Annotated in this window: 19 protein-coding genes; 11 read left to right on the forward strand and 8 right to left on the reverse strand. The window is 49.3% G+C overall.

Features of this window, described 5'->3' with window-relative positions:
- Nucleotides 1–2 precede the first annotated feature (2 nt).
- Entirely contained in the window at nt 3–392 is a 390-nt protein-coding gene (locus tag K6T23_RS08210; protein WP_048004377.1) for a YhjD family protein, read from the reverse strand.
- 254 nt (nt 393–646) lie between these two features.
- On the opposite strand from K6T23_RS08210, the gene K6T23_RS08215 reads away from it, so the two are divergent.
- The 7 genes from K6T23_RS08215 to K6T23_RS08245 all read left to right on the forward strand — a co-directional run bounded on the left by K6T23_RS08215 (nt 647) and on the right by K6T23_RS08245 (nt 13,122).
- Entirely contained in the window at nt 647–2,614 is a 1,968-nt protein-coding gene (locus K6T23_RS08215) for a S9 family peptidase (protein WP_238284135.1), read from the forward strand.
- Nucleotides 2,615–2,829: 215 nt separating this feature from the next.
- Nucleotides 2,830–3,471, forward strand: a complete 642-nt coding sequence (locus tag K6T23_RS08220; protein WP_056537963.1) for a TVP38/TMEM64 family protein — start codon at nt 2,830–2,832, stop codon at nt 3,469–3,471.
- Nucleotides 3,468–4,028 carry a signal peptidase I gene (gene lepB, locus K6T23_RS08225; RefSeq protein ID WP_056537960.1) on the forward strand — a complete coding sequence of 187 codons (561 nt, stop codon included), beginning with the start codon at nt 3,468–3,470 and terminating at the stop codon, nt 4,026–4,028. Before K6T23_RS08220 ends, lepB begins: the two co-directional genes overlap by 4 nt.
- Nucleotides 4,029–4,319: 291 nt before the next feature.
- Nucleotides 4,320–5,429 (forward strand): endonuclease, encoded by a 1,110-nt coding sequence (locus K6T23_RS08230; RefSeq protein WP_238284402.1) that lies wholly within the window; start codon nt 4,320–4,322, stop codon nt 5,427–5,429.
- 160 nt (nt 5,430–5,589) lie between these two features.
- Nucleotides 5,590–9,066 carry a helicase-exonuclease AddAB subunit AddB gene (gene addB, locus K6T23_RS08235; RefSeq protein WP_238284136.1) on the forward strand — a complete coding sequence of 1,159 codons (3,477 nt, stop codon included), beginning with the start codon at nt 5,590–5,592 and terminating at the stop codon, nt 9,064–9,066.
- Nucleotides 9,063–12,785: a helicase-exonuclease AddAB subunit AddA gene (gene addA / locus K6T23_RS08240; RefSeq protein ID WP_238284137.1), complete on the forward strand. Its 3,723-nt coding sequence runs from the start codon at nt 9,063–9,065 to the stop codon at nt 12,783–12,785. Before addB ends, addA begins: the two co-directional genes overlap by 4 nt.
- A 40-nt stretch (nt 12,786–12,825) precedes the next feature.
- Nucleotides 12,826–13,122, forward strand: coding sequence for an HNH nuclease-like protein HlpB (locus tag K6T23_RS08245; RefSeq protein WP_056537946.1), 297 nt, complete (start codon nt 12,826–12,828; stop codon nt 13,120–13,122).
- 318 nt (nt 13,123–13,440) lie between these two features.
- Here the strand turns inward: K6T23_RS08245 and K6T23_RS08250 are convergent, their stop codons facing one another.
- From K6T23_RS08250 to K6T23_RS08275, 6 genes are all read right to left on the reverse strand, one after another.
- Nucleotides 13,441–13,659, reverse strand: coding sequence for a spore germination protein (locus tag K6T23_RS08250; protein WP_048004371.1), 219 nt, complete (start codon nt 13,657–13,659; stop codon nt 13,441–13,443).
- A gap of 64 nt (nt 13,660–13,723) precedes the next feature.
- Nucleotides 13,724–14,113 (reverse strand): spore germination protein GerPE, encoded by a 390-nt coding sequence (locus tag K6T23_RS08255; RefSeq protein WP_238284138.1) that lies wholly within the window; start codon nt 14,111–14,113, stop codon nt 13,724–13,726.
- A 17-nt stretch (nt 14,114–14,130) separates the two neighbouring features.
- The gene (locus tag K6T23_RS08260; protein WP_048004369.1) at nt 14,131–14,310 is read right to left on the reverse strand and encodes a hypothetical protein; all 180 of its coding nucleotides are present in this window, start codon (nt 14,308–14,310) and stop codon (nt 14,131–14,133) included.
- Nucleotides 14,288–14,914, reverse strand: coding sequence for a spore germination protein GerPC (gene gerPC, locus K6T23_RS08265; RefSeq protein WP_056537940.1), 627 nt, complete (start codon nt 14,912–14,914; stop codon nt 14,288–14,290). The genes K6T23_RS08260 and gerPC overlap by 23 nt, the downstream gene beginning before the upstream one ends.
- A gap of 32 nt (nt 14,915–14,946) precedes the next feature.
- Nucleotides 14,947–15,180 (reverse strand): spore germination protein GerPB, encoded by a 234-nt coding sequence (locus K6T23_RS08270; protein ID WP_048004367.1) that lies wholly within the window; start codon nt 15,178–15,180, stop codon nt 14,947–14,949.
- 12 nt (nt 15,181–15,192) lie between these two features.
- A complete protein-coding gene (locus K6T23_RS08275) occupies nt 15,193–15,414 on the reverse strand; it encodes a spore germination protein (protein WP_048004366.1) in 222 nt (73 codons plus the stop codon).
- Nucleotides 15,415–15,544: 130 nt separating this feature from the next.
- Between K6T23_RS08275 and K6T23_RS08280 the strand changes: the two genes are divergently transcribed.
- The 3 genes from K6T23_RS08280 (at nt 15,545) to K6T23_RS08290 (ending at nt 18,092) form a co-directional block, all read left to right on the forward strand.
- The gene (locus tag K6T23_RS08280) at nt 15,545–16,747 is read left to right on the forward strand and encodes a DUF418 domain-containing protein (RefSeq protein WP_238284139.1); all 1,203 of its coding nucleotides are present in this window, start codon (nt 15,545–15,547) and stop codon (nt 16,745–16,747) included.
- A 3-nt stretch (nt 16,748–16,750) separates the two neighbouring features.
- Nucleotides 16,751–17,647 (forward strand): fumarylacetoacetate hydrolase family protein, encoded by an 897-nt coding sequence (locus K6T23_RS08285; RefSeq protein WP_238284140.1) that lies wholly within the window; start codon nt 16,751–16,753, stop codon nt 17,645–17,647.
- A 73-nt stretch (nt 17,648–17,720) separates the two neighbouring features.
- Nucleotides 17,721–18,092 carry a YisL family protein gene (locus tag K6T23_RS08290; protein ID WP_053427579.1) on the forward strand — a complete coding sequence of 124 codons (372 nt, stop codon included), beginning with the start codon at nt 17,721–17,723 and terminating at the stop codon, nt 18,090–18,092.
- Nucleotides 18,093–18,196: 104 nt separating this feature from the next.
- On the opposite strand, the gene K6T23_RS08295 is transcribed toward K6T23_RS08290, so the two are convergent.
- Complete coding sequence (locus K6T23_RS08295; protein ID WP_056537932.1) at nt 18,197–18,760, reverse strand: DUF2777 family protein; 564 nt, start codon at nt 18,758–18,760, stop codon at nt 18,197–18,199.
- Between the two features lie 150 nt (nt 18,761–18,910).
- On the opposite strand from K6T23_RS08295, the gene asnB reads away from it, so the two are divergent.
- Nucleotides 18,911–20,758 carry an asparagine synthase (glutamine-hydrolyzing) gene (gene asnB / locus K6T23_RS08300; protein ID WP_238284141.1) on the forward strand — a complete coding sequence of 616 codons (1,848 nt, stop codon included), beginning with the start codon at nt 18,911–18,913 and terminating at the stop codon, nt 20,756–20,758.
- Nucleotides 20,759–21,037: the final 279 nt, after the last annotated feature.

The raw sequence follows: 21,037 nt of genomic DNA on the forward strand, positions 1-21,037 counted from the left end.
GATCAAGCTTCCTTCGTCGAGTCCTTTCCAGGACTGAGGAAGCGCTGGAATAAGTAGTGGCGCAGGAGTTCTTCCACCCTGTTCCTCAGCCGTGGGTTGAAGTAGTTATGATGTTCCTCATACCCCTTGTATAGAAACATGTACATGGTGAACGCATCATCCGTCTGGATTTTCTCCACCTTCATCTTGTTATTCCTCATATACCTCCTTACACGGGCAAGCTCTGCCTGTATCGTTTTCATCGTTTCCTCGATCAGTTCCAGATAGGGGCGTTTCAGTTTGAACGGGCTGGAGGTCACGACCTGCATATCACGATTCAGGATCGTCAGGACCATGGGCAGGTAAATCGCCAGTTCCAGGATATTTCGATCGTCTTCAGGGATCCTTGTCATGAGTGATGACTCCTTTGATTCATGCTTTCTATCCGAGAGGTCCCGGGGAAGGCATGAGTCTTTTTGTTTAGAACGTGTGTTCGTATCTATTGTACGGTGTATGACGATGCTTTTCAATACTAAGTTAATGTGTTTCTATTATGAAAGTTTTTGCAATGTTTTATCCATGGCGATGCCGGGATGGTAGAATGATGAATATCCGTATCTTGATTACCGGTTACACACATTCATCTCAAAGGAGCGATCATACATACATGGACCGACAAACCGTTTCCATCCATGATCTATACCATATCAAGGCCATTTCCTCCCCGCGGTTTTCACCGGACGGAGAGGAAGCCATTTTTCTTCAAACGGTGATGTGTGAAGAAAAAGATGCCTATTTCACACAGCTTTTCCATTATGACGGGGATGGTGACCAACTTCGGCAGTGGACGTTCCAGGAAGAAAGGATTTCATCCCCTGCATGGTCACCGTGCGGGAGGTATATCGCCTTTCTATCAGACCGCACAGGCGTTTCGCAAATCTACAGGATGGCACGTGGCGGGGGAGAGCCTGAACGGATGACGGACTGCCCCTCATCGGTAAAGCAGTTTCTTTGGTCTCCTTGCTCCGCGAAGATCGTATTCAGTATGAAGCTTGGAACTGGGGAAGACCCGCAAGGAAAGATGAAAGAAGAAGAGCGTCCCCGTCCATACGTCACCTCTACCATGAAATATAAGGGCGACGGGGAAGGGCTTCGGGATCATCGCCATTCTCAACTTGTCATCCTGGATATCATCACCGGGAAGGCTGAAAGGTTGAGCGATGACCATCATGATTACAGTCTTCAGGACTGGTCCCCCGATGGGAAAGAACTCTTGGTGGCGGCCGACCTCAGTGATGATCCGGATTTTTCGTTTCAGCAGCATGTTTATACCTGGTCCATCGAAACAGGCCGCAAGCAAAGGATCACCGGAGGGGCGGGTCAGTACGGAACGGCCCGGTGGTCCCCAGATGGCCGACATATTGCCTACACGGGAGATGAGAGGGAATATTTCAATGCCACGCAGCCGAAACTCTGGATCTACAACGTGGAAGCGCGATATGCATACTGTTTGAGTGAAGGACTCGATCTTCCCATCGGTGATCATATGAACAGTGACGCCGTCCAAGCGGTACAGACCCCGGGGATCAAGTGGTCCACTGATAATGAAAGTGTATATTTTCTGGCATCCGACTCAGGGAATACGGTTTTATACTATGGTCACATAGACGGGGCCATCTTCCCTGCTTATCTGGAAGCGGAACAGCATGTATATGATTTTGACTTCCATCCGCAGGAACAACGGATCATCATGGCCATGAGCACTCCTTCCAAGCCTGGTGAGCTCTATCTGCTCCATGTTCCGACCGGGAGTATCCGGCAGCTGACTGCAAGCAATGATTGGGCAGATGATCGGTCATTGGCTGAAACTGAATCCTTTTACTTCCAAGGCGCGAAGGGTGAGATGGTTCAGGGATGGCTGATGAAGCCTGCAGGCGTAGGTGATGAAAGCAAAATTCCCCTCGTGGTAGAAATCCATGGCGGTCCCCACACTATGTATGGGAATACGTTCTTCCATGAGCTGCAGGTGTTAGCAGGAGACTATGCTGTCCTGTTCATCAACCCGAGGGGGAGCCACGGTTATGGTCAGGCATTCGTCGATGATGTGCGTGGTGACTATGGTGGCGGAGATTATGAAGATATTATGAAAGCCGTTGATCACGTGCTGGAAAACTTCAGCTTCTTGGACGGGAATCGGATGGGTGTGACCGGAGGGAGCTACGGGGGATTCATGACAAATTGGATCATCGGTCATACCGGCAGGTTCAAAGCTGCCATCACCCAGAGGTCGATCAGTAATTGGATCAGCTTTTACGGCGTGAGCGATATCGGCTATTTCTTCACAGAATGGCAGATCGGTTCAGGGCTTGAAGATATGGAGACACTTTGGACACGCTCTCCCCTTGCGTACGTGAGAGAGATGGATACCCCCCTTCTCATCATGCATAGTGAAGAAGACCTGAGATGCCCTGTCGAACAGGCGGAACAACTGTACATCGCTTTGAAGCGCCAGAAGAAAGAAGCAAGGTTCGTCCGCTTCCCGCAATCGGATCATAATCTCTCCAGGACTGGTGCTCCGTCACTCAGGGTGCACAGGTTGAACGAGATGATGGCGTGGTTCGAGAAGCATCTGTAAAGGGGAGGACCGCCTAGGGTGAAAGTGATCCCGAAGCGGTTTTTTTCTGGTCAGGGGAGAGGGATTGGAAAGGGGAGGTTTAAAGCGGCCCTTGCGAGGTTAAGGATGTATAATACAAACTGCGATATGGAAAATGAAACATGATATGATATGATGAAGAAAAATATCACGAAATGAGTCTTTTTTTCATGGTCGTTTAAGGGGAAACATATACTATGGATATCCAAGCGTTCAAAGATTGGTTCACATTAGAAAACATTATGGATCTCATTCAGCAATACCGGTCATTCGGGCCCGTTCCGGGAATCCTTCTCCCTTTGCTTGAAGCCTTCCTTCCTTTTTTGCCGCTGTTTGTGTTCGTCTTGGCAAATGCGAATGCATTCGGTTTGTGGTTCGGATTCCTGTTTTCATGGATAGGGGCTTCGGCAGGGGCATTATTGGTCTTCATGCTGGTCAGAAGATACGGGGAAGCAAAACTATTCCGTTTCTTAAAGAAGAATAAACAGGCAGCACGTCTGACCCATTGGGTGGACAGGCACGGCTTCGGTCCTCTATTCATCCTGCTCTGTTTCCCGTTTACACCCTCGGCCCTCGTAAACGTCGTGGCCGGGCTGTCCCGGATCAGTATCGCCCAGTATATGCTGGCCGTCATCACGGGAAAAATGGTGATGATTTTCACCATTAGCTTTATAGGGTATGATATTGTATCATTAGTGAAACAGCCGATCCGCACCGTCATCGTGGGAGCGATCATCTTCCTCCTTTGGTTTGTCGGCAAGCGTATAGAGGCTCATCTTAATAAAAAGCTTGAAATGGACCAGCGAAACGAACGCAAGAAGCAGGAGGAATCACATTGAAAGAGCAGATAAAGAAAGAGGGCCTGGAATGGATCAAGGCACTTGCGATCGGATTGATCATCTTCATCGTCATCCGCACGTTCCTCTTTTCGAATTATGTAGTGGACGGCGAATCCATGATGCCGACCCTTCAAGATGGCAATAAGCTCGTCGTGAATAAAATCGGGTATCAGATCGGGGATCTTCACCGCTTTGACGTCCTTGTATTCCATGCCAACGAAAAAGAAGACTATGTAAAGCGCGTCATCGGGCTGCCGGGCGACACGGTCACCTATAAGAATGATAAACTTTATATAAACGGAAAATATTACGAAGAACCATACCTGGATACATATAAAGCAGAAAGTCCAGGCAGCAAGCTCACAGGTGATTTCACCCTCGAGGAATTGACAGGTGAGAAGAAAGTGCCAAAAGGCAAACTCTTCGTCCTTGGAGATAATCGCCGTGGTAGTGAGGACAGCCGTTATTTCGGATTCATCGACCGCGATCAGGTAGTAGGGAAAGTGAATCTCCGCTACTGGCCATTGAATGAGTGGGACGTCCAATTCAAAGACTGATCCTGAAGGGTCTACCCGTATAAAACAGTCAAGCACCCAGCAAGGCATCCCCTGCCTTGCTGGGTGCTTTTTATCATATCCAGGTTCGAGTAGTATTACCGGGATGAGCCGAATGGAGCATTTTCCTGAAAACAATTAAAAAATCGATCTCTACGTGCATGTTATCCTGTACGCTATAGGTAAACCATACCGGGGGAGGAAAGAATAGTGAAACAATACATGCGGATTACAGTGGTGCTGATCTTGGCGGTTTTTTTGACGGCATGTGGACAAGTGTCGGGAAATCAATCAATGGGAAAGAAAGATACTCCTCATCCCCAGATTGCCAAAAGGGACGTCTCCACACCGCTGACAGTGGAGGAAGCCCTTGAGCGCCAAGACGGTTCACTAGCTGAAGTAGCGGGATTTGTCACAGGTCAGCCTGTATCTGGTTCGGACGTGTTGACGGGCGATTTCACGAATGATTATGCCTTAGCCCTCGCGGATGAACCGGGAGAAGCAGATCCGGAGAAGATGCTGTTTGTCCAGATTCCTTCTTCACAAAGGCCTGAAGCAGGCTTGAAAACGAATCCCGACATATTCGGCAAGAAGCGAGTGATCTCTGGGAAACTGACCGGTTACTTTTCTCGCCCCGGATTAAAGGAGGTCACCTCCATTTTGCCGGGTGAAGAAGACGACGGGGAAGAGGATGAGGAAGAGGAAGAGCCTTCGACAGACCCGGGAGGCTACTACTCAAGCGCTGAAGGGTTGAGCGGTGAAGCACTGAAATCGGAGCTTCACGACATCATCGATGATCACCGGGAGCTCTCTTATAGCGAGCTATGGGACGCAATCGCCAAAACGGATGAAGATCCCGATCACCCCGGCAATGTTATCCTTCTTTATACAGGAAGATCCCAGGACCAGGCGCTGCACGGTGGAGATGTGGATGATTGGAACAGGGAGCACGTGTGGGCAAAGTCCCATGGGAATTTCGGGACGGCAAGAGGACCGGGGACCGATCTTCATCACCTGAGGCCGGCCGATGTCACAGTCAACTCTTCCAGGGGGAATCTGGATTTCGATAACGGTGGCTCACCCCATGATGAAGCGGATGGGAATTTTTCCGATGAAGACTCATGGGAGCCGCGGGACGAGGTGAAAGGAGACGTGGCGAGGATGCTCTTCTATATGGCCGTCCGCTATGAAGGGGACGCGGGGGAAGTGGACCTCGAGCTGAATGACCGGGTGAATAACGGCAAGGCACCGAATCACGGGCGGCTATCTGTCCTCTTGGACTGGCATGAATCAGATCCCGTCGATGACCGTGAAAGACGGAGGAATGAGATCATTTATGAAGAGTATCAGGGGAATCGGAACCCTTTTATCGATCATCCAGAATGGGCAGAGCAAATATGGTGAAATGGACAGTCCGGGGCATCTTCCCGGGCTGTTTTGCATTCTGTTGGAAATCAGGCGGATTAGCATATTTTATAGACAATCTATATTATAATGAACCTATCCAAAAAAACATGTTACTCGCCGGATAGACTAAGAGTATAACGGAAAGGGAGTGAGGGAGATGACGGTAAGATTCATTCTCGGACGCTCTGGGACAGGGAAGACGCATCGCATATTGCGAGAAATAAAAGAAGAACTGAGGGAACGTCCACAAGGCGCCCCGATCCTTTATATCGTACCTGACCAGATGTCCTTCATATCGGAATACGAGCTCGTGAACACACCGGGGCTGAACGGCATGATCCGTGCACAGGTCTTCAGTTTTACACGTCTTGCGTGGAAGATCCTCCAGGAGACAGGAGGCATGACCCGCTATCATTTATCCGACGTGGGGCTCAATATGATGATCAGGAAAATCATCGAAGAGAATAAAGGGGAATTGAGCATTTTCCGGAAGTCTTCGGAAAAACCCGGTTTCATCGGGCATGTGGAAACGATGCTCACGGAGTTCAAACGCTATTGCATCGAACCGGGTGACCTTGCCTCATTTAAAGAAAACGGCATGGGTAAAAAGGTGCTCCGGGATAAGCTTGCGGATCTTGAGCTGATTTACGAAGAATTCCAGTCAGCGTTATTGGGAAAATACCTTGATTCGGAAGACTACTTCCAACTGCTTTCCGATCAGATCCAACATTCCGATCTCCTGCAGGATGCAGTCGTCTACATAGATGGTTTTCATAGTTTCACCCCGCAGGAATACAGGATCATCCAGCAGCTCATTGAGCGCACGCGCAAGGTGACGATTGCCCTGACAGCGGATGCGGAGGAAGTGAGACTCCCTGAGAACGAACTAAGCCTCTTCCGGATGACGAGTGAAACATACGGGATCATACGGGAGGGCTGTATCGCGGCTTCTATACCGGTGGAAGAAGAAGTGATGGAGGCGCCGATCCGCTATCAGAGCGGACCGCTTGCCCATCTTGAACAGCACTATGAGACAAGACCTGTCATCCCTTCGGAGGCAGATGGCGATCGCATTGAATTTATGGAAGCATCCAATCGCCGGGCGGAAATCGAGGGGGTTGCACGAAAAATTCGGGAGCTTGCCCGCGTAAGGGATCACCGGTATAAGGATATCGCTGTCCTTGTCAGGAACGGAGTGGACTACAGGGACAAAATCGAAACGATCTTCCAAGACCATGATATCCCATACTTCCTCGATCAAAAACGGACGATGCTCAATCATCCCCTGATTGAGCTGATCCGATCCACTCTTGAAATCATCTCTTCCAATTGGAGGTACGAACCCGTATTCCGGGCAGTGAAGACCGATTTATTATTCCCCCTTCACGAGGAACCGGGGGAGCTCAGGGAGAAGATGGACCGATTGGAGAATTACGTCCTGGCCCATGGGGTGAAAGGCGACCGGTGGGTGAAGAAGGACAGGTGGAAGTACCGCCGATTCAGGGGACTTGAACATGTGGACTCCCCTCAGACCGACCAAGAAAAAGAAATCGAGCATGAAATCAATGAGCTTCGACTCTTCATCTCCGCCCCTATCATCCGCCTGTCAAAACGGTTGAAAAAGCAGAAGACGGGGCAGGAATACTGCGAAACGCTATTCGCTTATCTCGAGGAACTTGATATTCCAGCGAAGCTTGAGCGGAAGCGTATGGAGGCGGAAGAGAATGGCGATCTGGTCGCCGCAAGGGAGCATGATCAGGCGTGGGCAGCTGTCATGGATCTCCTCGATCAATACGTGGAGATCCTTGGAGGAGAAAAGACGAGTGTGAAGGCATTCGCCTCGATCCTCGATACGGGAATGGAAGCGATGAAGTTTTCCCTCGTACCGCCTGCCATCGATCAGGTCATCATTGCCGACCTGGAGAAATCAAGGCTAGCCCATATCAAAACCGCGTTTGTCATCGGCGTGAACGAAGGGGTACTCCCTGCCAAAGTGACCGAAGACGGTATCCTGTCGGATGAAGACAGGGAAACCTTGCAAATCGCAGGTATGAAAGTCGGGCCAAGGAGCAGGACGAAGCTACTCGACGAAGAGTTTGTTGCATACAAAGCGTTCACAACACCGGGTGAACGATTGATCATTTCCTATCCCATTGCCGATGAAGAGGGAAAGGCCCTCCTGCCATCCCCCCTCATCAAGAGGCTCAAGGAACTGTTCCCCGCAGCACGGCATTCCCTTGTCGTCAATGATCCGGCGGAGCTTGACGAAAGAGGGCAGCTTGACTATGTCAGCCATCCCGGGGTATCGATTGCCCATTTGACGACGCAGCTTCAGCAGAAGAAGCGGGGATACCCGGTCTTTGATTTTTGGTGGGATGTATACGACTACTACGTCACCTCCGATGAATGGAAGTGGCATACCAGTCATGTGCTCTCGAGCTTGTTCCATCGCAATGAATCGGCCGATTTGACCGATGAATCGAGCAAGGACCTGTACGGGGAACATATCCTGGCCAGCGTCTCGCGTATGGAAATGTTCCACGGCTGTCCGTTCTCCCATTTTGCAAGCCACGGCTTGAAGCTGAGGGAGCGGGAATTATTCAGACTGGAGGCACCTGATATAGGGGAGATGTTCCATTCTGCGCTCAAATGGATATCGGAAGAAGTGGAGCGTGCCGGTCTGAGCTGGGCATCACTCTCCAGAAACCAGTGCTTAAGCCTGGCCAAGGAGGCCGTGACGATGCTTGCGCCGAAACTGCAGCATCAGATCCTCCTCAGTTCCAATCGCTACAACTATATTGCGCAGAAGCTTGAACAGATTATCGGGCGGGCGAATTTGATCCTAAGCGAACATGCGAAAGCCAGTGGATTCGTTCCTGTCGGCGTTGAACTTGGGTTCGGACCACAAGCGACGCTCCCCCCGTTCCAATTCAAACTGCGCAACGGAACGCAGATGGAGCTTCAGGGAAGGATTGACCGGGTGGATAAAGCAGAGGACCAGAACGGTGTATACCTGCGCATCGTCGATTACAAATCGAGCGCCAGGGACCTGGACATGACCGAGGTGTACTACGGGCTAGCCCTGCAGATGCTCACCTACCTGGATATCGTCTTGAGCAATTCCAAGCAGTTTGTAGGAAAGGAAGCACAACCTGCGGGGGTCCTCTATTTCCATGTGCATAATCCTTTGATCAACAGCAAGAAGCTCCTTACCCTTGATCAAATTGAACAGGAGATTTTCAAAAGCTTCAAGATGAAAGGATTGGTGCTAGGGGACAGCGATGTGATCCGCCTCATGGACCAGACGTTGGATACGGGGAATTCAGACATCATTTCCGCAGGGATCAAAAAGGACGGATCCCTGTCATCAAGATCGAAGGCGGCATCGGGAGAAGACTTCCAGTTCATGCGTCATCATGTAAGGAAAATGTATGAATCATCAGGAAACCGGATCGTTTCCGGTGAAACGACCATTGCCCCATATAAACTGAAGGACCGGACACCATGTCAGTTCTGTTCTTACAAACCCGTCTGCCAATTCGATCAGTCCCTTGAGGAAAATGAATACAGAGTATTGCCCGAGGCAAAGACCGAAGACATCATGGCGAAGATAAGAGAGGAGGCTGATCAATGAGCAGTCATCATATACCTGTAAAACCAGACGAAGCAACGTGGACGGATGATCAGTGGAAGGCCATCTGGGCAAAAGGACAGGATGTCCTTGTGGCGGCCGCGGCTGGATCAGGAAAAACGGCGGTGCTCGTGGAGCGTATCATTCAGCGGATCGTATCAGGTCAAGACGGATTGGATGTCGATGAACTGCTGGTCGTCACCTTCACGAATGCTTCCGCGGCCGAGATGAGGCACAGGATCGGTCAGGCTCTTGAAAAAGCTATCGACTCCGCCCCCCATTCCACCCATTTGAGAAAACAGCTGAGTTTATTGAATAAAGCATCGATTTCCACCCTGCATTCATTTTGCCTCGAGGTGATCCGGAAATACTATTATTTGATCGATGTTGATCCCGGCTTCAGGATTGCCGATGCGACCGAAGGAGATCTCATCAGGGATGAAGTGGTGGAAGAGCTGTTTGAAGAAGAGTATGGGAAGGAAGGGAATACCCCGTTCTATACATTGGTGGATACGTTTACGAGTGACCGGAGCGATAAAGCCCTTCAGGATATGATTCTCAAGCTTTATGATTTCTCCCGGTCCCATCCCGCACCGTCCCTGTGGCTGAATGGACTTGGTGAAATGTATGGCGTGGGAGGGGTGGAGAGTATCGATCAACTCCCGATTGCCGACTATCTCCACAGGGATATATCCCTTCAGCTTGAAGGGGCAAAGGATGTATTTCAGCAGGCATTGAACATGAGCCGTATGCCTGGAGGCCCATCACCACGGGCGGAAAACTTCCTCGATGACCTTGGTGTCGTCGAAATGCTTCAGCTCAAGCAGAAGGAGTCATGGGAAGCTCTTTACGAAGGGATTCAAGCCCTCCATTTCACTAAACTGAAACCATGCCGTGGAGATGACTTCAACAAAGATCTGGTAGATAGTGCAAAGGCCCTTCGTGATCAAGGGAAGAAGATGGTAGAGAAGATCCAGGAAGATTTCTTTTCCCGCCGACCGGATTCATTTTTGAAGGATATGGGAGAAATGCAGGCTGTCATCGACACGTTGGCGGAACTTGTGTCCCGATTTGCCATCCGCTTCAAAGAAGCTAAAGAAGAAAAAGGTCTTGTCGATTTTGCCGATCTTGAACATTTTTGCCTCGATATCCTCAGGGAGCCAGGAAGTGCGGAATTGATTCCCTCAGCGGCAGCGATGGAGTATAAGGAGAAGTTCAAAGAGGTTCTCATTGATGAATATCAGGACACCAATATGGTACAGGAGTCCATTCTGAGGCTGATCACCGAAGCGGATGAAGGGAAAGGGAACCGGTTCATGGTAGGGGACGTCAAGCAGTCGATCTACCGCTTCCGCCTGGCTGAACCAAATCTTTTCCTGGATAAATACAACCGGTTCGGCAGTGACGGAACGGGAATGAAAATCGACCTTTCCAAAAACTTCAGGAGCAGAAAGGAAGTGCTGGACGGGACCAATTTCCTGTTCAAACAGATCATGGGCATGAATGTCGGGGAAATGGAGTATAACCGGGAAGCGGAATTGGTTCCCGGTGCCCCGTATCCGGCGGACGAGCCTTATCCTGTAGAGCTTGCACTGATTCAACAGGAGACAGGAGGCGATGATCCCCTCGACAGTGAGGATACCGAAAAATCCGTGCTGGAAGCAAGATTCATGGCGAAGAAAGTCAAAGAGCTCATCGAAGGCCGTACACTCATACATGATGCCAAGAGCGGTACGGATCGTCCGGTCGAATATCGTGATATCGTCATTCTTCTCCGTTCGATGCCGTGGGCGCCAGAAATCATGGAAGAATTCAAGCATCACGGGATTCCTATTTACGCCAATCTGTCCACCGGTTACTTCGATGCCGTCGAAGTGGCAATCATGCTCTCGCTTTTAAAGGTGATCGATAACCCGTATCAGGACATCCCCTTGGCATCGGTCTTGAGGTCACCGGTGGTTGGCCTAGATGAAGAGGGACTTGCGAGGATCCGGATCCATTCTAAAGCCGGATCGTACTATGAAGCAATGAAATCCTTTGCGAAAAAGAGACCTCAGGGAGAACGGGATGAAGAAGTGTACGAAAAGGTCCGCGTGTTCTTGTATCATTTGGAACTCTGGCGCACCAAGGCAAGGCAGGGCTCGGTAACGGAACTGATCTGGCAGCTATATAGGGATACGCGATTTTATGATTACGTAGGCGGAATGGCTGGCGGAAAGCAGCGCCAGGCGAATCTGCGGGCTTTATATGACCGTGCAAGGCAGTACGAGGAAACATCGTTCCGGGGGCTGTTCCGATTCCTTCGATTCATCGATCGGATGAGGGAGAGAGGGGATGACCTCGGGGTTGCCCGGGCATTAAGCGAGCAGGAAGATGTCGTCAGGCTGATGACGATCCATTCAAGTAAAGGACTTGAATTCCCGGTTGTGTTCGTGGCAGGGACCACGAGGCAATTCAACCTCATGGACCTGAATGCTGCTTACCTTCTGGATAAGGATCTCGGGCTGGCGGCGAAATACACCGATCCGGTAAAGCGGATCAGCTATCCGTCCCTTCCGCAGCTTGCCTTCAAGCGAAAGAAGAAGCTAGAAGCGATTTCTGAAGAGATGAGGGTCTTGTATGTAGCCCTCACACGGGCGAAAGAGAAGTTGTATCTCGTCGGAACCGTCAAAAACATTGAAAAGACGCTTGATAACTGGAAGCGCGGAGGCACAACGGAAGAGTGGTTGCTAAGCGACCATGAACGTTCAAAAGCCCTTTCGTACCTCGACTGGATCGGGCCGGCAGTTCTTCGCCACAGGGACGGAGACCCACTGAGAGCAGATGGGCTCGCCGGGACGAATGATATTGCCGATCATCCATCCTCTTGGAAGATCACCACATTCCAGGCAACAGACCTTATGGAAGAATCGGGCGATGATAAAGGGGAATCACAGGACTGGATGGACACCGTCAAAGCCTCGGAAAAGATGGGGATGAATTCACCTTTCGAAGAGGAAGTGCTTCACCGCCTCTCATGGACGTATCCGCATGAGAGGGCTACAAGTCTCAGGTCCAAGCAGTCCGTTTCCGAGCTTAAGCGGATGGTGGAGATCAAGGATGAAGCTGCAAGCAACGATATTCTGAGAAGACACCAGAAGCCGGTATATGATCGTCCGAAATTCATGCAGTCCAAGGACCTCTCACCGGCAGAAAAAGGTACGGCCATGCATGCTGTCATGCAGCATCTTACCCTTGATGGATCGACACCAGACGAAGCTGACATCCGAAATCTGCTGGAGGACCTTCTCAAACGCGAGATCATGACGGAAGAACAGATTTCCTCCATCGATGCCTCACGCATCGAGCAATTCTTCCATACTCCAGTCGGGACCCGGTTGTTGAATGCAAGTGAAATCCAACGGGAAATCCCGTTCAGTATGAGCGTCCCCATTAGGGATATCACCCTCGACGGAGAAGGAGCACCGGAAGAAACGGTTCTGGTCCAAGGGGTGATCGACTGTGTGTTCCGGGATGAGACAGGTCTCATCCTTCTCGACTACAAGACGGATGGAATCCACGATCGATACGAGAATGGATTCGAAGAAGCAAGGCCGGTCCTGGAAGAGCGGTACAGGGTCCAAATCGAACTGTATACCCGCGCCCTCGAATCCATCTGGAAGGAACCTGTGAAAGAGAAATTCCTCTACTTCTTCGATGGCGGGCATGTCCTCGAAATCTGAAGGGTATCCTACATGTAACGAAAAGGGAGGGGAGACACCTATGGCTGAGGACCAAACGTGCGAGCTCTGCGGCAGACGCGATGTGGAGACGACCACCCATCATCTTACACCGAAAGAGGTGGGGGGGACATTTCTCCCGACGGCTGAACTTTGCATCCCCTGTCATAAACAAATCCATTCCCTCTATACGAATGAGGAGCTTGGGATCCGCCTGAATTCCATCGAAACCCTGCGTCATGATCCGAAGATATCCGCGTTCATCAAGTGGATCAGGAAGCAACCATCGTCTAAACTCGTCAGAACGAGGAAAAGCAGGGAACGGAGAAAGAAAAAATAAATCCAACAAGAGGCTGAGACAAACATGTTTTAGTCATAGTAAAACCCGAGTCATTTGCCTACGATAAAGCAAATGATTCGGGTTTTAAATTCGTTTAATGAACAATCAAATTTCATCGTTTCCAGCGGTTGATCGGAGTGCATGACGAAGACTCCAGCGGGAAGAGTAGCTGATGTGAGACCCCGCAGGCTTGCCGAGGAGGCTCACGGGCTACCCGCGGAAAGCGAAGTCTTGCACGGAGATCATGAGCGGTATTAAGATACTATACTGATCGTGTTCGGCATTAAAGGGGGCTCTTCTAGTTTAGTCACATCCTTTTTAGTTGTTGCCGGCAATCGGCTGGTCGACTACGTTGCAGTCAAAAGTGGTTGTGGCGCTGAATACATTGTAGGTGAGCTGGAATGGACCGGTGTTGAACCCTCCAGAGCCACCATAGGTTTTAGAAGCATTTTTGGGGGAAATGATTCCCGTGTCTCCGAACTGTACGTTCCCCCCGCCGATATTCAGGATCGAGACGGGTCCGACTAATGCTGGCATATCTACCATCTCCTGTCGCGAGTAAGTCCTATCATCCTTAGCCTATGTGATTGTATGGAAAAGGTTAATTGGACTCTTCGATTTCTTCCGACTGCGTCTGACCGGTGCCTCCATTGGCATCTTCCAGCTGGCGGATATGTTTTACTCTGGCATCCATGGATACAAGAGAAACATTCCCGACGTGTACGATGGAGGAGAAAGCCGTTGCTTTTACAAATAAGCGATTGACCTTGATGGGACAAAGGTTCAACCGCGAGACGTTTACTCTTGGGTCAATGGGGGCTTTCTGAATGGGGGATTGGAACACCCGATAATTGTAGCTCCCTTCACTGGAAAGGAAGAATTCCTTCTCCCGCTGGACGGCGTATGCCCATGACACGGAATCGATGTTCCGCGTATCCCCCAGTTGGTAAAAAGAGCTGAATGCCAGGGTGATGCCTTCGAGTTGATTCACGATGGAATAGCGCATGGTCATCCTTTCGGGGTCAGGGGTACAAAAGGTCCGATGATCAAGGATTCAGCAGGGGTGTCAAAAGCTGAGGTGAGCTGAATGATGTCTGCATCTCCGATCAGCACGAGGGAAGAGCTTGCGACCCCCGCAATATCAATGTTTCCGACGGATAATTCCCTATTGATTACCTGGAGGTTCATGTTGATTCATCCCTTCCATATTGTTTGGCATTTGAGACATGAAGGTGTACAGAGCCGTTTGGATATCCTGTTTGATCCGGGATAGCACTTTCGCTTCCCATTCTTCTTTCGTATGGCGGCCCTCCATGTAGGGGATCGTTTCAAGATAGAATTCGATTCTTCCCGGCATTTGATTCAGGAGGTCCTGTTGGATCATATCATGATACTGGGGATCCAAAGAACGTTGGAACTGCATTTCGTTATCCTGAATCAAGACGGGAAGTTCTTCTTTGATATACCTCCCGACTGCTTCAGCAAGCCTCGCCTTATAGGGCCCGAGATCCTGCATGGACTTGACGTTCACGTTTTGCTCCACCGCCAGATCTTCGATGGTTTCTTTCAGCGAGTTCGGGTTCAGTCCGATGTTCAATGTGCCATCAAGGGACTCCACCTTGAGCTGATCGAATTTGTATTCGATTTTCTCCACGTTGATTGATGGAGAGTCCCTCATATTCTGGAGCTCAGCGGAGAGATCATTCATCCTTTTTTCTAACGCGGCAATCTTTGAGTGAAGATTTTCAATATATTGATAGAGTTGTTGTGGGGTCATATAGTAATTATTCATGGTACCACCTCTTTCAGTGCCGCGTGATTTCCTTACGATTCGCCTGGGGGTTGAAGAGGGACAAAGGGAGGTACGGATTGTGATTGGCCTCCCGTACCCCCGTTCTTTTGTGCCTGTGGAGCAGGTTCAGTGAATCCGCCTGTATTATAAAGGTAATCATTTGTAGCGATTTGTCCGCACGTCCCGATCTGAAGGACCGAGGAATTGGACATTCCGCCAATTTTGATGAATTGGATTTGGATGGACTGCTGCACATAGTAATTCATCTCGCCACATCCTTATACATTTAGGATAATCCCTTGGTCCATCGTGTCGTCATCCACGGTGTACGTCAGGGAGCTTTCGTTATAGACGGATATTCCGCGTCCGGTGATGAAAGATCCAGCTCCTGCAAAGGTTTTGGCCGTTGAAATGGGGCTGATATTGAATACGTCACCTATATGGAAAACACCGCTCGAACCGATGCTGATCACCTGGGCGAAGCCTACGATCGCGGGCATAAAATACTCACACCTTTGTTTATCAATAATTAGTACCAATGTATGTGAGAATTTTGCAAAAGTGACAATCGCCTAATCGACCGTTTCGATGTACACTAGAGTAGAAGAGATTAAGAAAGGGGGACGATTCATGGCAGGACTATCACCTGTGAGTCAATCGGAAAGAATAATCAGCCTCGATGTGATAAGGGGTTTTTCACTACTTGGTATCTTGATCATCAATATGATCTCATTCCATTCACCATTTCTTTATATGGACCCGTATTCCTGGTGGAAAACGGCCGGTGATACAGCGTTGTATCCCTGGATCGATATCTTTGTCCAAGCCAGTTTTTATCCGCTGTTCGCCATGCTTTTCGGCTATGGTTTGGGTATACAAAAGATCCGGGCCGATGTAAAAGGGACATCCTTTTACATGTTCGGGATCCGGAGGTTGTTGATTTTACTGGTCATCGGATGCCTTCACGCCTTTTTTATCTGGTCGGGTGACATCCTCATCAACTATGCGGTATTCGGGTTGATGCTCCTTTTGTTCATGAACATGACTGGTAAATGGCTCATGATGTTGGGAGGCGCTATGCTGATCTTGCCTCAGGTTTTTTTCAGCTCTTTGCTCGTATTGATGACATTCGTCGATCCTGAAGGGGTAAGTTTTTACACAGATATCGCGTCACTTCAGAATTCGGTTGCCGCTTATGGGAACGGGTCATTCGGCGACATCATGAGTCAGCGCTTTTCTGACTGGTATGCGGTGAACGGTCCGGGGAACTTTATCTTCCTTGGTCTTTCGATCCTGCCCATGATGCTGATCGGAGCAGGGGCGAGCAAACTGAGATTATTGGAGAAAGTCGCCTTACATAAGAAAGCCTGGCTGTGGATCGGGATCTCCACATTGGTGATCGGGACTGCGATCAAATCACTGCCGTTTCTGATCGAGGCCAATACGGCCTATGGCTATATCCAGGATTTCCTGGGAGGTCCGTTCTTATCAGTATCTTATGCAATAATACTCTCATTATTATTGCAGAACCAAAAAATCTTGAAGTGGAGCAAGCCCATTGCGTCAATGGGGAAGATGTCGATGACCAACTACCTGCTTCAATCGATCATCGGGACCCTTATCTTCTATTCTTATGGACTGGGACTCTATGGGGAAGTCACCCTGACGACAGGGACTCTCCTCGCAATCGGGATCTATATCGTCCAGGTTATCTTCTCAGAGATCTGGCTCACGTATTTCAAATACGGACCAGTAGAGAAAGTATGGCGGTTACTGAGCTACGGGAAGCGAAATCTGTCTACTGACAGGCACCATCAAACCAAGGGGGAGTAAACGATGAAATTAGTCAGCTTTGCGGAAAATGATCGTGTATCGTATGGGATTTGCAGTGAGAACCGGGTAGTGGATGTATTCGCGGCCAGCACCGAGCTCGGAGAAGGACACGCGCTGCCGATGGATGTGAGGAGTGGAATCGCGGAAGGGGATGGATTCGTAAAAAGGATTGAGGAAGCATGGAATGCCATGGATGAGGATGCCCTTGACAGGCACACGTATGATTCCGATGCGATCCGTCTGCTCCCGCCCCTCACGTCACTCGGTAAAAATATCATGTGCGTGGGTAAAAATTACCGTGACCATGCCATCGAGATGGGGGCAGAAGATGCACCGGAAAACATCATGATCTTCACCAAAGCACCAACCACCCTGGCTGCATCAGGGGAAGAGCTCCCTGTCCATGATGAGCTTACGGAACAGCTCGATTATGAAGGCGAGCTTGCCGTGGTCATCGGGCAGGGCGGACGCGGGATTTCTGTGGAAGCCGCCATGGACCATGTCTTCGGCTACACGATCCTCAATGATATCACGGCGAGGGACCTGCAGAAAAAGCACGGTCAGTTCTTCCTCGGTAAAAGCCTCGATGGAACCTGTCCTATGGGCCCGTATCTTGTGACGAAGGACGAAATCGGTGATCCTCACGATCTGTCCATCACCACAAAGGTCAACGGGGAAGTCAGACAATCCTCGAACACGAGCAATATGATGTTCAAGATCAGCGACATCATCTCGATCCTGTCAAAAGGGATGACCCTCGAGCCAGGTGACGTGATAGCGACGGGTACCCCGGCAGGAGTAGGGAAAGGCTTCAATCCTCCCAAATTCCTGAAGCACGGCGACCTGATTGAAATCGAAGTGGAATCGGTAGGAAAATTGACAAATCGGTTACAGTCCTAGATAAAATTTTGGAATGGTGGCGGACTATGGTAATATTATGAGCGTACATATACTCTTTTTTAGGAGGGTTCACATGTTTGATAGAACGGATGCTCATATTACGACATGGGCGATCGCCATCATCTTGTTTTTTGTAGCGTTAGGGCTTCACAGAGCCGGGAATGCTAAAGCAATGAAGATTGTACATATGATCCTGCGATTATTCTACATCCTGATCATTGTGACCGGAGCACTGTTGTTCTGGAAACACCAAGGAATTGATCCTGCCCTTTACGGTGTCAAAGGGTTGGTCGGCATTTGGGTAATTGCCATGTTCGAAATTATCCTCGTGCGCTTGAATAAAGGGAAAAGTACGAAGGTGGCCTCTATCTTGCTGGTCATTGCCCTTTTGATTGTTCTCTACCTTGGATTTAAGCTTCCACTGGGAATCAACTTCCTGGCGTAAGAAAAAAACCGTTGCCTATACAGGGCAACGGTTTTTTTGTTCTTCGGTTAAGTCAAGTCTAAAATGCCTCGTAGCTTCTCCTTTTGTTGGTCTTCCCGCCGTTATTACTTCACGATATTCTCGATAACGATCCTCTTACCCGTGCTGAGGGTGAATTCGAAGCGGTCGCGCTGTTTTTTGTAGTAGGTGAAGTGGTGTTGTACCGCACAGATTTCGTCCCCATTGTCGAAGGTGATGAAATTCACGCCCTGTTTGATTTTCTGGTTTCCGAGGAATACCAGGTGGTTGTGACAAAAAATACAATCGTAAATGGAATAGTTCAGATTATTCAATGTGGTGATGAACTGGTTGAATGCGTCATCCGATATTTCCTCCATCAGGTTTTCGAGGGAGAACAAGATGCTTTTCTTGATCAAGATCCGATCTCCGCTCTCGATTCTGAACTTCTCATATGGGGTTGCGAGGATGCCGTCTTCCAACAGGACCCCCGTGATCCATTCATCGTCCCTGTACAGTCTGAGCTCCTGATGAAGATAAAAATCCAGTTCCGACTCCTCTTCGGCATCTATCTCAAAGAAATACCATATATCATCTTCTAAGAGCACGGTCCCTTCGGAGTATGCCCGCTTTTGGGATTTTAATATGTTCGATCGATAAATATTGCTCAAATGAATATCCCTCCTTAACTACATTACTTATCATTATTATCATATTTCATTCATATAAAATTGATTGAGTCAATTAACCATTTCCCTTTAGAAGCATAAGATAATCTACATGTCGAAGAGCAGTTTTCTACGAAAGTGAGGATGATGACCATGTGCGGGATCACAGGATGGGTACATTTCGAACGAAATCTGACAGGTGAACGAGGGATTGTTAGGGAGATGGCGGAAACATTATCGAAGCGGGGGCCCGATGAAAATAATCTTTGGGGCGGTGAACATGTCCTGTTCGGTCATAAGAGGCTGATCGTGGTCGATCCGGAAGGCGGACGGCAGCCCATGTCCATACAGCATGAGGGGAAATCCTATACAATCTGCTATAACGGTGAGTTGTATAACACGGAAGATCTCAGGGACGTATTGAAAGGAAAGGGATATACGTTCCGGGGGCATTCGGATACAGAGGTCCTCCTCACATCCTATATCGAATGGAAGGAAGCGTGCGTTGATCACCTGAACGGTATATTTGCCTTTGCCGTCTGGGATGAACAGGAAGGGCGGGTTTTCCTTGCCCGTGATCGCCTTGGTGTTAAACCCCTCTTTTATACCGAGAAAGACGGTGGTCTCTTATTTGCGTCAGAAATCAAAGCATTGCTGGCCCACCCTGATATCGAACCTGAGATCGATCTTCAAGGGTTGAAGGAAGTGTTGGGTCTCGGGCCATCGAGGACCCCGGGGCATGGTGTTTTCAGAGGGGTACAGGAACTGCGCCCGGCATTCGCCATGAGCTTCGGTCCCGAAGGGGTGAAGAAGTGGAGATACTGGAATGTGAAAAGTGAGAAGCACACAGATTCTTTCGAAGAGACCGTAGAAAAAGTGAGATTCCTCGTGACGGATGCAATCAAAAGGCAGCTAATATCGGATGTGCCCCTATGCACCTTTTTATCAGGTGGTCTTGATTCCAGTGCCATCACAGCGGTGGCTGCCGATTGCTACAGGGATGAAGGGAAGGGCCACCTCCATACGTATTCCATCGATTACGAAGGAAATGATGAACACTTCAAGGCCAATGACTTCCAGCCCAATGCCGATGCATATTGGATCAATCAAATGACCCAGGAATTCGGAACCGTTCATCACAGCTGCGTCATCGATCAAGAAAAGCTGAAGGAATACCTCACGGAGGCCGTCCTGGTAAGAGATCTGCCCGGCATGGCCGATGTTGATTCGTCTCTATTGTGGTTTTGTGAGGAAATCAAACAGGATTTCACGGTCGGTCTATCGGGCGAGTGTGCGGACGAAATCTTCGGGGGATACCCATGGTTCCACCGGGAGGATGATTTCAATCGCACAGGATTCCCTTGGATGCGTTCAACGCAAGAAAGGCAGGGACTACTGAAGGAAGAGTGGAGCAACAAGCTCAATCTCGAAGACTACGTACTTGCAAGGTACAAGGATACAGTGGAAGAAACCCCTTTGCTTGAAGGAGAATCGGAAGAAGAGGCGAAAAGGAGGCAGATGTTCTATCTGAATCAGCTATGGTTCATGACGACCCTCCTGGACCGGAAGGATCGCATGAGCATGGGGGCGAGCCTCGAGGTCAGGGTGCCGTTTGCCGATCACCGTCTCGTAGAATATGCGTGGAATATCCCTTGGGAGATGAAACATCACGAAGGGAGGGAAAAAGGCCTTTTAAGGAAAGCACTTGAGGGCATCCTCCCTGATGAGGTGCTCTACCGCAAAAAGAGTCCTTATCCCAAAACACATCATCCAAAGTATACGGAACTTGTACGTGGATGGCTGTCAGAGATCTTGGAAGATGAAACAAGTGTCCTCCATACCTTATTCGATGAAGAAAAGCTGAAGGACATCGTACAATCAGGAGGCGCAGCATTCCAGACCCCGTGGTACGGTCAACTCATGACTGGTCCGCAGCTTCTTGCCCATCTGGCACAGATCCATGTTTGGTTCAAGACCTACAATATTAAAATCGTTTCCTGAAGCCAACGATCCCCGGACAATTGTCCGGGGATGTTTTTTATGGGAATGTCCTGTTACAGCAGGAGCGGAGGTACTCGACTCGCGGATTCGTGATTAAAATAATCTTTTGCACATATGAATCATTAAAGAGAAAAAAGAGGGTAAACTATGAGAGATACCTCATATGACTATTTTTACATATGGCAAAAAAGAAATTTGTTAGTAAAATAGAGTGTTAATCTTTGTGCCCATGAAAAAAGCAATGTATACTTAATTTATAATCAATGTTCAGGTATTGTA

It is taken from the genome of Rossellomorea marisflavi, assembly GCF_022170785.1.
Lineage (GTDB): Bacteria > Bacillota > Bacilli > Bacillales > Bacillaceae_B > Rossellomorea > Rossellomorea marisflavi_B.